Origin of the sequence: Pseudomonas psychrophila HA-4 (genome assembly GCF_000282975.1) — a bacterium.
In the GTDB taxonomy this organism is placed as follows: domain Bacteria; phylum Pseudomonadota; class Gammaproteobacteria; order Pseudomonadales; family Pseudomonadaceae; genus Aquipseudomonas; species Aquipseudomonas psychrophila_A.
On sequence record NZ_ALJC01000038.1, the window covers coordinates 49,977 to 61,456 of the forward strand.

Consider the following 11,480-nt stretch of genomic DNA (forward strand, 5'->3'; position numbering starts at 1 on the left):
CTTCCCGGCACAAAAATGTGCAGCCCGCAAAGCAAAGCAAAATCGTTGAATAAAAAGGGTGCTGGAATCGGCCCGGCAGCGCTTTAGCTGTCAAAGGCATTCCGTAGCCAGTTCAGAGGTGTTGCGCTATCCATGGCGACTACGTCAAATCGACACGGGTGATTGGCCCAGCGCGATTCGCGTTGCAAGAAATACTGAGCGGCCAGTATCAGCTTTTGACGCTTGCGTACGTCAACGCTGGCGAGTGCACCGCCCCATTGCGCATGTTGTCGGTAACGAACTTCGACGAATACTACTGTATCGCCGTCGAGCATGACCAGATCTAGCTCGCCGCGCTTGCATAGCCAGTTCTGCGCCAGCAAGCGTAAACCCTGTTGCTCAAGATGCCGCAGCGCAGTGCGCTCGGCATCTTTGCCTGTTTGCTGGCTTGAGCGTTCGGGCATCAGTTTGGGGTGTCGGGCAGGCGCTGAACCTGACCATTGACGAATTCGGCCCATGGCAACTGACGTTGAATATGTTGCTGCGGGCTCATGCTCAGACTACCGGACAGGCCGTCAATACGGTTGTCTGGCAAGGCTTTTAGCTGGCCCAGTCTAGACGTCAGGCTATAAGCATCAACACCCATTGCGTACAGTCGGCCCAGGCTACCACCGGCTTGTGGCCATTGTGCGGCCACTTGTTGGCGCAGCGGGTTTGTGGCGTCGAGCAACCAAGGGGTTTCGCAAAAACGGATGCCGTTCATGTCGTTGTACTGGTTTTGGTCGCCGCTGGCGCTAAAGACGTGGGATGTTGCGTAAACCGGTACATCGCCAGCGTATTGATAATTGAGCGTCGGCTTAACCTGCTGGGCTTGCTGAGGCGTTGCAGCCAGGAAAATGAACTGCATGTCTTGGCGACGCGAAGGCTGGCCTGCGCCATTGCGCAGTTGCACCAGGTCGGCAACTTGCTGCGCCAATGCAACTGGTTTGTCTATGTGCTCGATGCCCACGACGGTGCCGCCATTGGCTTCCCATTCCTGACGGAACGCCTTGAGAACGCGATCGCCCCATTCGCCTTGCGGCACGATGGCGCCAGCATGGGTCAGGCCGTCAGCGTGTGCACGGCGTGCAACTTCGCGTGCTTCGTCTTCGGCTGCTAGGCCAAATTGAAACAATTGCGCAGGGCCTTGTCCGCCTTCGCTGTAGTTAAGTGCCAAGGTGGGAATCGGCAATTGGGAGCGGGTATTCAATTGCTTGACCAGTGATTTTTCCAGCGGGCCGACCACCAGTTGCACGCCATCGGCTTGAGCCTTGCGATAGAAATCGTCTAGCGAGGTCAAGCGCGAGCTGTCATAAAACTGAATACTCGGCGGGTTTTGGCCGGCTTGCTGTGCTTGGTAGTGCGCAGCCATGAAGCCATCGCGCAGTGCTTTGCTGACAGAGGCCAGTTGGCCGTCCTGGGGTAATAGCAGGGCGATTTTGGTCAGCGGCTGGCTAGCCAGTTCTTTGAGCTTGAGCAACGGGGCTGGAAGTTGGATAGCCGCCGGGTGTGTTGGGTTTTGCGCGCGCCATTGGTCAATGGCGTTTTGCTGATCTTGCAGGCTGGAGGCGCTTTTGACTGCGAGGGCCAAGGACATCCAGCCGCCTAGCACACCAGTATCAGGTGTGCGCAGTTGGTCAGTCGGCAGTGCAGCAATCAGTGTCCAGATGGCTTCGTTATTGTTGTGGGCGGCATCGCCGGTCAAGTTCTGGCTCATGGCAGCGCGTTCGCGAGCGGCGGCTAGGTCTTGGCCGTCGGCTTCCAAGGCGCGTGCGCGGACCACATGTGTACGCACTTGCAAGTCGGTTGGCATCTCATTGAGGCGCGATACGCTTGGGTGGTTCAGGGCGGCCAGTGCGTCTTTAGGTTGGTTTCGGCTCATTGCCAGTTCTGCGGCCAAGGTGCTGGCAAAAACCTGTTGTGCAGGTTTGAGTGAATCCAGTGGAACCTGCGCCAAGATTTGCGTCGCGCGCTGGATGTCTTTTTGGCGCATGGCAAGGTCAACTGCGGACAAGCGCAGCAGTGCCGCTTTTTCCGGGTCCTTGCTCGCAGAGGCCTGTTGCAGCAGCTGTTCAAGGCTGGCATCGGGCGTACGTGGAAGTTCGCCAAGGCTGGACGAGGGCGAGCTGGCGCAAGCCGCCAACAAGGCAGCGAGGCAGAGGGCAGTGAACAGCCGCAGGCAAGCGATCATGTAGTGTTCCTGATACTCGATCAAATGAGGGAGGGAAGTGTACCCAAGCGCTGGCCGGGGCGCGATGTTACTGGTGATAAAGCTTAAATTTAGATGACTTCTGGCCGTTGTGAGGCAGTGTTTTCCAGATTGACGTTTTTGAGCATGTCTGGAGGGTGCGTTTAGCAGGGTTCTACGCGCTACAATGGCGCCTTTAACTCTTAAGAGGTGCGCGTTTTGACTGCTCCAGGTGCTTTGAATTCCGTTGTCGGCTCACTTTATGTGGTGGCCACGCCCATCGGTAACCTGGACGACATCAGTGCGCGTGCGCTTAAAGTGTTGCGCGAGGTGTCGCTGATCGCGGCCGAAGACACGCGTCACTCCTTGCGTTTGATGCAGCATTTTGGCATCACTACCCCGTTGGGAGCCTGTCACGAACATAACGAGCGCGATGAAGGCAGTCGGTTTATTCAGCGGTTACTGGCCGGTGAAGATGTCGCTTTGATCTCTGATGCGGGTACGCCGCTGATCTCTGATCCGGGTTACCACTTGGTGCGTCAGGCGCGAGCAGCCGGGGTCAAGGTTGTGCCTGTCCCAGGAGCTTGCGCCTTGATCGCTGCTTTGTCGGCGGCCGGTTTGCCTTCTGACCGTTTTATTTTTGAAGGGTTCTTGCCAGCTAAAGCCGTTGGTCGCCGGTCGCGCCTCGAGCTATTAAAGGAAGAGCCGCGCACCCTGATTTTCTATGAGGCGCCGCATCGCATTCTTGAATGCCTGCAAGACCTAGAACTCGTGTTTGGTGCTGATCGCCCGGCGTTGTTGGCGCGGGAGCTGACCAAGACCTTCGAAACACTCAAGGGCTTACCGTTGTCCGAACTGCGTGCTTTTGTTGAGTCGGACAGCAATCAACAGCGCGGAGAGTGTGTCGTGCTAGTTGCAGGCTGGACAGCGCCAGACACGGATGAAGTTGTGAGCAGTGAGGCAATGCGCATTCTTGATTTGCTGCTTAAAGAGATGCCGCTCAAACGTGCTGCTGCATTGGCTGCTGAAATAACCGGTGAGCGCAAAAATGTGTTGTACCAAGTTGCACTTGGGAAGCAGAAAGCAGAGTAAGCAGTAGTGGCACTTGGCCCTCTCTGTGCGGTCGGGCTGATAAATTAGAGTGTTGAGGTTGGATGTTGGGTGTAGTGCTCAGCTTTAAAGCTTGTTCTATACGCTTTGTACAGTTAATCTTCGCGCCGGAGAGTCGATTGGACAGTCGCTGCCCTCTATGAAAATTAGGGGGGGGAGGAAAGTCCGGGCTCCATAGGGCGAAGTGCCAGGTAATGCCTGGGAGGCGTGAGCCTACGGAAAGTGCCACAGAAAATAACCGCCTAAGCGCTTCGGCGCCGGTAAGGGTGAAAAGGTGCGGTAAGAGCGCACCGCACGTCTGGCAACAGTTCGTGGCTAGGTAAACCCCACTTGGAGCAAGACCAAATAGGGTCCCAAGGCGTGGCCCGCGCTGGGACCGGGTAGGTTGCTAAAGGTGTCCAGTGATGGCCATCGTAGACGAATGACTGTTCAAGACAGAACCCGGCTTACAGATCGACTCTCCACCTTTTTCCCCTGCTTGTTTCGCAAGCAGGTAGGCATTCTCGAAATGCTCGCTACAACCCCCTCGCTGTATTTGCCAGAATAACTGCCAGCCTAATGCCAAAAAGTTCTTACTCTTAATAAATCACTTTAAGTTTGAAGTCTGAGGCATTGAGTTAGCTGCTTATCGTGCGTCAAAGAACACCCCCGCTTATTGCTGTACGTCTAATTACTCTCCTAAATCTCAGTAATGTAAGGATTTTCCTTGGGGCCGCGCCTTGACGGTGTGGTGGGCGCATTCCTATAGTGTGCACAAGTGGCGAAAAGTGGCAGAAAGTGGGTTTTTTGAACGTAAAACGCTAATTTTTGGAGTGACGCCTCGTGTTTCGCGGAGCTAACGCAATCAGTCTCGATGCCAAGGGCCGTCTCGCAATGCCGAGTCGGTACCGTGACGAGCTGATTTCGAGAAGCTCCGGGCAACTGATCGTGACCATTGATGCGGTAGATCCCTGCTTATGTGTGTACCCGCTCGATGAGTGGGAGTTGATTGAAACCAAGCTGCGGGCGTTGCCTTCGTTGCGTGAAGAAAACCGCCGTTTGCAACGCCTGTTGATTGGTAATGCCGTCGACCTTGAACTCGATGGCAGTGGTCGTTTTCTGGTGCCGCCGCGTTTGCGTGAGTATGCCAAGTTGGACAAGCGCGCGATGTTGGTGGGCCAACTGAACAAGTTTCAACTGTGGGACGAGGATGCCTGGGAAGCTGTTTCTGCCGCTGACCTTGCAGCCATTCAACAACCGGGCGCGATGCCTGATGAACTGCGTGATTTAATCCTGTGACTATTGATAGCGACTTCAACCACATCACCGTACTGCTCGATGAAGCCGTAGAGGCTCTCGCCGTACGTCCTGATGGATGCTATCTGGATGGCACCTTCGGTCGCGGCGGACATAGCCGCTTGATACTCCAGAAGCTGGGTCCTGAGGGGCGTCTTCTCGGGTTTGATAAAGATCCACAAGCGATTGCCACCGGGCAAGCGCTAGCGGCCGAAGACGGCCGCTTTGTCATTGTGCAGCGTAGTTTTGCAGAAATGGGATCCGAAATTGCTGGGCGCGGTCTGGCCGGTAAAGTCAACGGCGTCCTGCTCGATCTGGGTGTGTCCTCGCCGCAGCTCGATGACCCTGAGCGTGGCTTTAGCTTCATGAACGACGGCCCGCTGGACATGCGTATGAACCCCGATGCGGGGATCAGCGCAGCCGAATTTGTGAACGCCGCCTCCCAAGAAGAAATTGCCCGCGTATTCAAAGAATACGGTGAGGAGCGTTTTTCCGGGCGTATGGCCCGTGCCGTTGTAGAGCGACGTGACATTACGCCGTTCGAGCGCACAGGCGATCTCGCTGAAGTTCTCAAAGTCGCTAATCCGGCCTGGGAAAAGGGTAAGCACCCCGCTACCCGGACATTCCAAGGCTTGCGTATTCACGTCAATAACGAACTCGGAGACCTCAAGGCTGGGCTGGAGGCTGCCTTGGAGTCGCTGGAAGTGGGCGGTCGCTTAGTCGTGATCAGCTTCCACTCGCTTGAAGACCGCATCGTCAAATTGTTCATGCGTGATTTGGTCAAAGGTGAGCCCGACAACCTGCCTCGTGGCTTGCCGGTGCAGCACAAAACCTTTGAACCCAAGATCAAAATTCATGGCAAGGCACAGTTCGCTTCTGAAGCAGAGCTTAAGGCCAATCCGCGCTCGCGCAGCGCTGTCATGCGCGTCGCGGAGAAGCTTCGTTGAACAAGCTTTACGCCAAACCACTTCCCGGCGGAAGTTTCTTCATGCTGCTGCTGTTTGTTGCCGTGCTGGTTTCGGCGGTGGGCGTTGCTTACAGCGCGCACTGGAACCGTCAATTGCTCAATACCCTGTACGGGGAGCTGAGTGTGCGTGACAAGGCTCAGGCCGAATGGGGGCGTTTGATCCTGGAGCAAAGCACCTGGACGGCGCATAGCCGCATCGAAACCCTGGCCAGCGAACAACTGAAAATGCACATTCCAAGTGCAGCAGAAGTTCGGATGGTGGCGCCATGATCAAACTCGAAGGCGCACTTTATCCGTGGCGTTTTCGCGTGGTGCTGGCACTGCTGGCACTGCTGGTGGGCGCGATTGTCTGCCAAATCGTCTACTTGCAGGTCATTGATCACGACTTCCTCAAAGGCCAGGGCGATGCCCGTAGCTTGCGTCACATCACCATCCCGGCGCACCGCGGGCTGATTACCGACCGCAATGGCGAGCCGTTGGCGGTCAGTACGCCGGTCACCACGTTGTGGGCTAATGCCAAGGAAATGCAGGCAGCAAAAGATCGCTGGCCCGCGTTGGCGCACGCGCTTGGCCAAGATCCGAAGGTGCTGACTGCGCGCCTTGAGCAACAAGCCAATAAAGAATTTATCTACCTTGTGCGGGGCTTGACCCCTGAGCAGGGTCAAGTCGTGCTCGACCTGAAAGTGCCGGGTGTATACGGCATTGAAGAGTTCCGCCGCTTTTACCCGGCGGGTGAAGTAACCGCGCACATGGTGGGCTTTACCGACATTGACGACAAAGGGCGCGAAGGCGTCGAACTGGCCTATGACGAGTGGCTGGCTGGCGTACCGGGCAAGCGACAAGTCATTAAGGACCGACGTGGGCGTCTGATCAAAGACATCCAAGTGACCAAAAACGCCAAGGCAGGGAAGACCTTGGCGTTGTCGATTGACCTGCGCCTGCAATACCTGGCTAACCGTGAGCTGCGCAATGCGCTGGTCGAAAACGGTGCCAAGGCTGGCAGCCTAGTGATCATGGATGTGAAGACCGGCGAAATTCTGGCCATGGTCAACCAACCGACTTACAACCCGAACAACCGTCGCAACCTGCAACCGGCGATGATGCGTAACCGCGCCATGATCGACGTGTTTGAACCGGGTTCGACGGTAAAACCGATTTCGATGAGTGCGGCCCTGGAAACCGGCCGCTGGAAACCGACTGACAAAGTCGAGGTCTACCCGGGCACGCTGCAACTGGGCAAATACACCATTCGTGACGTATCGCGTACCGAAGGTCCGGTTCTGGACCTGACTGGTATTTTGATCAACTCCAGTAACGTGGGCATGAGTAAAGTGGCCTTCGATATTGGCGGCGAAGCGATTTTCCGTCAGATGGCCAAATTGGGCTTGGGTCAGGACACCGGCCTTGGCTTCCCAGGCGAGCGCGTCGGCAACCTGCCGAACTACCGCGAGTGGCGCAAGGCCGAAACGGCAACCTTGTCTTACGGCTACGGCGTCTCTGTGACCGCGATCCAATTGGTTCACGCGTTCTCGGCGTTGGCCAACAACGGCAAGCTGGCGCCGCTGACCTTACTCAAGACAGATAAGGACAAGCCAGTCCAAGCCACGCAAGTGATGCCGGAGCAAGTCGCCAAAACCTTGCAGGGCATGCTTCAGGAAGTGATCGAAAACCCGCGTGGTGTTTGGCGCGCCAAGGTTCCGGCGTACCACGTGGGTGGCAAGTCCGGTACTGCGCGTAAAACATCTTCCGGCGGGGTCAAAGGCTACGCCGTTAACTCATACCGCTCCCTGTTCGCCGGCTTTGGCCCGATGAGCGACCCGCGTTACGCGATCGTGGTCGTGATCGATGAACCGAGCAAAGCGGGCTACTTCGGTGGCCTGGTATCGGCGCCGGTGTTCAGCAAGGTGATGTCGGGTACGTTGCGCCTGATGAACGTCACCCCTGACAACCTGCCAACGGCAGCAGAGCAACAAGCGGCGGCAACCGCTGCGGCAGCCAAAGGAGGGCGCGGCTAATGTCCCTGAGCCTGAATAAGATTTTCCCTCACGCCGGTCACGACTTGCTGATCCGTGAATTGAGCCTCGACAGCCGCAATGTACGCGCGGGTGATCTGTTCCTCGCGGTGCCGGGCGGCAAGCTCGATGGTCGTGAACACATTAGCGACGCCTTGAAGCGCGGCGCTGCAGCGGTTGCCTATGAAGTAGACGGCGCTTCTGTGCTGCCTATTACCCATGTGCCGTTGATCCCGGTGAAAGGTCTGGCAGCACAGCTTTCAGACATCGCCGGACGCTTTTATGGCGAGCCGAGCCATCACCTGAATTTGGTGGGCGTCACCGGCACCAACGGTAAAACCAGCGTGACCCAGTTGGTTGCCCAAGCCCTGGATTTGCTCGGCCAGCACTGCGGCATCGTAGGCACCCTGGGCACCGGTTTTTATGGCGCGCTGCAAAGCGGTCGCCACACCACCCCAGACCCGATTGCCGTGCAGGCCATGTTGACCGACCTGAAAAAGGCCGGTGCCAAAGCCGTGGCCATGGAAGTGTCGTCCCACGGTCTGGATCAGGGTCGAGTCAGCGCACTGGCGTTTGATGTGGCAGTGCTGACCAACTTGTCCCGCGATCACCTGGACTATCACGGCACCATGCAGGCTTACGCCGCCGCCAAGGCCAAGCTGTTTGCCTGGCCAAACCTGCGTTGTCGGGTGCTCAATCTGGATGATGATTTCGGTCGCCAACTGGCTGCTGAAAAACACGAGTCGCGCCTAATCAGCTACAGCCTCGAAGACAGCAGCGCCTATTTGTATTGCCGCGAAGCGACTTTTGATGACGATGGCGTGCGCGCCACCCTGGTCACGCCGCAAGGTGAGCACCATCTGCGCAGCGCGTTGCTCGGGCGTTTCAACCTGAGCAATGTGCTGGCGGCTATGGGTGCGTTGCTCGGTCTCGACTACGCACTCGACGAAATTCTTAACGTGCTGCCTAAACTTGAAGGCCCAGTTGGGCGCATGCAGCGCTTGGGCGGCGGTGTGAAGCCGTTGGTTGTGGTTGATTACGCCCATACCCCGGATGCGCTGGAAAAAGTGCTGCTCGCACTGCGCCCTCATGCCAAAGGCCAGTTGCAGTGCCTGTTCGGCTGTGGCGGCGACCGTGATCGCGGCAAGCGCCCCTTAATGGCTGAGGTGGTTGAGCGTTTGGCTGACGCGGTACTGGTGACCGACGACAACCCGCGTACTGAAGATCCAGCGCAGATTTTCACAGACATTCGTGCTGGTTTTGCGGATGCAGATAAGGTGGTTTTCGTCGCCGGTCGAGGCGCAGCCATTGCGCAGATCATCGCCAATGCGCGCGCTGAAGACGTCATAGTGCTAGCCGGTAAAGGTCACGAGGACTATCAGGAAATCAACGGCGAGCGCCATGACTTCTCTGACCTGGTCGAAGCCGGGAAAGCCTTGGCTGCTTGGGAGGTTGCCCATGCTTAAGCCTCTTTTGTTGAGCGAAATCGCTGCCACCCTTAACGGCCGTCTGGTCAGCGTGGACAGCCGATTCAATGGCGTCAGCATCGACAGCCGTGCCATTGCTCAGGGCCAGTTGTTTATCGCTCTGACGGGCCCGCGTTTTGATGGTCATGACTACTTGAATGAAGTTGCAGCCAAAGGCGCTGTTGCCGCGCTGGTAGAGCGCGAAGTGCCTGAGTCAGCGTTGCCGCAATTGGTGGTCAAGGATACGCGTGAAGCGTTGGGCCAATTGGGTGCGCTGAACCGTGCCGGCTTCGACAAACCCGTCGCCGCAATTACCGGCTCCAGCGGCAAAACCACCGTCAAAGAAATGCTCGCCTGCATCCTGCGCACCCGTGGCCCGGTGCTGGCGACCAAAGGCAATTTGAATAACGATCTGGGCGTGCCGCTGACCCTGCTCGAACTGACGCTGGAACACACGGCGGCAGTGATCGAATTGGGCGCATCGCGCGTCGGCGAAATTGCCTACACCGTAGCTATGACCAAGCCTCGTGTCGCGGTGCTGAACAATGCCGGCACCGCGCACGTGGGTGAGTTCGGCGGCCCTGAGAAAATCGTCGAGGCCAAAGGTGAAATTATCGAAGGGCTGGATGCCGATGGCGTCGCCGTTCTAAATCTGGACGACAAGGCGTTCGGCATTTGGCAGGCCCGTGCGGCAGGTCGCAAGGTGCTGAGTTTCTCGCTGGACAATGCCCAGGCTGACTTTTACGCAAGCGCTCTGGTTCGCGATGCACGCGGCTGCCAAGGCTTCAAGATGCACACTCCGCTGGGCGTTGAGCAGGTTCAACTGAACTTGCTGGGCAGCCATAACGTGGCGAACGCTCTGGCCGCAGCCGCGGCTGCTTATGCGTTGGGCGTGTCCTTGTTCGGGATCAAAACCGGCCTCGAAGCCGTGTTGCCAGTCAAAGGGCGCGCTGTCGCGCAACTGACTAGCACAGGTTTACGAATTATTGATGACACTTACAACGCAAACCCCACCTCAATGTGTGCTGCCATTGATATACTCGCCGGCTTTTCCGGTCGTACCGTCCTGGTACTCGGAGATATTGGCGAGCTGGGTGAGTGGGCAGAGCAAGGACATCGTGAAGTTGGCGCTTATGCCGCCGACAAGGTTTCAGCGCTCTATGCGGTGGGACCACTGATGGCTCATGCCGTCGCTGCATGTGGACACCAGGCTCGTCACTTCGCCAATCAGGCTGACCTGATCCAGGCGCTTCGCACCGAGCACGAAACAAACACCACTATTTTGATCAAGGGCTCGCGCAGCGCAGCGATGGAAAACGTCGTTGCGGCGCTGTGCGGTTCCAGCGGGGAGAAACATTAATGCTGCTGCTTCTAGCGGAGTATCTACAACAGTTCTACAAGGGCTTTGCAGTCTTCCAGTACTTGTCCCTGCGCGGGATTCTTGGCGTACTCACTGCGTTGTCGTTGTCGCTGTGCCTGGGGCCGTGGATGATCCGCACCCTGCAAAACCGTCAGATCGGACAATCGGTTCGTAACGACGGCCCGCAATCGCACCTGTCCAAATCTGGCACGCCTACCATGGGTGGCGCACTGATCCTGTCGGCCATTACCGTCAGCACCTTGTTGTGGGCTGATCTGAGTAACCGCTACGTGTGGGTGGTGATGCTAGTGACCCTGCTCTTCGGTGCCATTGGCTGGGTAGACGACTACCGCAAGGTCATCGAAAAGAACTCTCGCGGCCTTCCAAGCCGCTGGAAGTATTTCTGGCAGTCGGTGTTTGGTCTCGCCGCTGCGATTTTCTTGTACATGACGGCACCTAGCGCAGTCGAAACCACCTTGATCCTGCCGTTCCTTAAAGGCGCCAGCATCCCGTTGGGCATCGGTTTTGTGGTCTTGACCTATTTCGTGATTGTGGGGTCGAGCAACGCAGTCAACCTGACTGACGGCCTCGACGGTCTGGCGATCATGCCAACCGTGATGGTCGGCGGTGCGTTGGGTATTTTCTGCTACCTGTCGGGTAACCTGAAATTCGCGGACTACCTGCTGATCCCGTATGTACCGGGCGCAGGTGAGCTGATTGTGTTCTGCGGCGCACTCATTGGCGCCGGGCTTGGGTTCCTGTGGTTCAACACCTACCCCGCACAAGTATTTATGGGTGACGTCGGTGCACTGGCGCTGGGTGCCGCCTTGGGCACCATCGCGGTCATCGTGCGTCAGGAAATCGTGCTGTTCATCATGGGCGGTGTGTTCGTGATGGAAACACTGTCGGTGGTGATCCAGGTCGCGTCGTTCAAGTTGACCGGCAAGCGGGTGTTTCGCATGGCACCGATACATCACCACTTTGAACTCAAGGGCTGGCCCGAGCCGCGCGTGATTGTCCGTTTTTGGATTATCACCGTGATCCTCGTGTTGATCGGTCTTGCCACACTGAAGCTGAGGTAGAA

At 57.2% G+C, this 11,480-nt stretch carries 10 protein-coding genes and 1 other RNA gene; 9 read left to right on the top strand and 2 right to left on the bottom strand.

Annotated features, from left to right (window positions below; genetic code table 11):
* Nucleotides 1–83 precede the first annotated feature (83 nt).
* Both B347_RS0104890 and B347_RS0104895 read right to left on the bottom strand, forming a co-directional pair.
* A complete protein-coding gene (locus tag B347_RS0104890) occupies nucleotides 84–443 on the bottom strand; it encodes a YraN family protein (protein ID WP_019408590.1) in 360 nt (119 codons plus the stop codon).
* Nucleotides 443–2,209, bottom strand: a complete 1,767-nt coding sequence (locus B347_RS0104895) for a penicillin-binding protein activator (RefSeq protein ID WP_019408591.1) — start codon at nucleotides 2,207–2,209, stop codon at nucleotides 443–445. The genes B347_RS0104890 and B347_RS0104895 overlap by 1 nt, the downstream gene beginning before the upstream one ends.
* A gap of 234 nt (nucleotides 2,210–2,443) precedes the next feature.
* Between B347_RS0104895 and rsmI the strand changes: the two genes are divergently transcribed.
* From rsmI to mraY, 9 genes are all read left to right on the top strand, one after another.
* The gene (gene rsmI / locus B347_RS0104900; protein WP_081498260.1) at nucleotides 2,444–3,298 is read left to right on the top strand and encodes a 16S rRNA (cytidine(1402)-2'-O)-methyltransferase; all 855 of its coding nucleotides are present in this window, start codon (nucleotides 2,444–2,446) and stop codon (nucleotides 3,296–3,298) included.
* Between the two features lie 129 nt (nucleotides 3,299–3,427).
* Nucleotides 3,428–3,781, top strand: an RNA gene (gene rnpB, locus B347_RS25525) — RNase P RNA component class A.
* 357 nt (nucleotides 3,782–4,138) lie between these two features.
* Entirely contained in the window at nucleotides 4,139–4,594 is a 456-nt protein-coding gene (gene mraZ / locus B347_RS0104905) for a division/cell wall cluster transcriptional repressor MraZ (RefSeq protein WP_019408593.1), read from the top strand.
* Nucleotides 4,591–5,538, top strand: coding sequence for a 16S rRNA (cytosine(1402)-N(4))-methyltransferase RsmH (gene rsmH, locus B347_RS0104910; RefSeq protein ID WP_019408594.1), 948 nt, complete (start codon nucleotides 4,591–4,593; stop codon nucleotides 5,536–5,538). Before mraZ ends, rsmH begins: the two co-directional genes overlap by 4 nt.
* Nucleotides 5,535–5,828 (top strand): cell division protein FtsL, encoded by a 294-nt coding sequence (gene ftsL, locus B347_RS0104915; protein ID WP_026013991.1) that lies wholly within the window; start codon nucleotides 5,535–5,537, stop codon nucleotides 5,826–5,828. The genes rsmH and ftsL overlap by 4 nt, the downstream gene beginning before the upstream one ends.
* A complete protein-coding gene (locus B347_RS0104920) occupies nucleotides 5,825–7,573 on the top strand; it encodes a penicillin-binding transpeptidase domain-containing protein (protein ID WP_019408596.1) in 1,749 nt (582 codons plus the stop codon). The genes ftsL and B347_RS0104920 overlap by 4 nt, the downstream gene beginning before the upstream one ends.
* Nucleotides 7,573–9,036, top strand: coding sequence for a UDP-N-acetylmuramoyl-L-alanyl-D-glutamate--2,6-diaminopimelate ligase (locus B347_RS0104925; RefSeq protein WP_019408597.1), 1,464 nt, complete (start codon nucleotides 7,573–7,575; stop codon nucleotides 9,034–9,036). The genes B347_RS0104920 and B347_RS0104925 overlap by 1 nt, the downstream gene beginning before the upstream one ends.
* Entirely contained in the window at nucleotides 9,029–10,396 is a 1,368-nt protein-coding gene (locus B347_RS0104930; RefSeq protein ID WP_019408598.1) for a UDP-N-acetylmuramoyl-tripeptide--D-alanyl-D-alanine ligase, read from the top strand. Before B347_RS0104925 ends, B347_RS0104930 begins: the two co-directional genes overlap by 8 nt.
* Nucleotides 10,396–11,478: a phospho-N-acetylmuramoyl-pentapeptide-transferase gene (mraY, locus tag B347_RS0104935; RefSeq protein WP_019408599.1), complete on the top strand. Its 1,083-nt coding sequence runs from the start codon at nucleotides 10,396–10,398 to the stop codon at nucleotides 11,476–11,478. The genes B347_RS0104930 and mraY overlap by 1 nt, the downstream gene beginning before the upstream one ends.
* Nucleotides 11,479–11,480 lie beyond the last annotated feature (2 nt).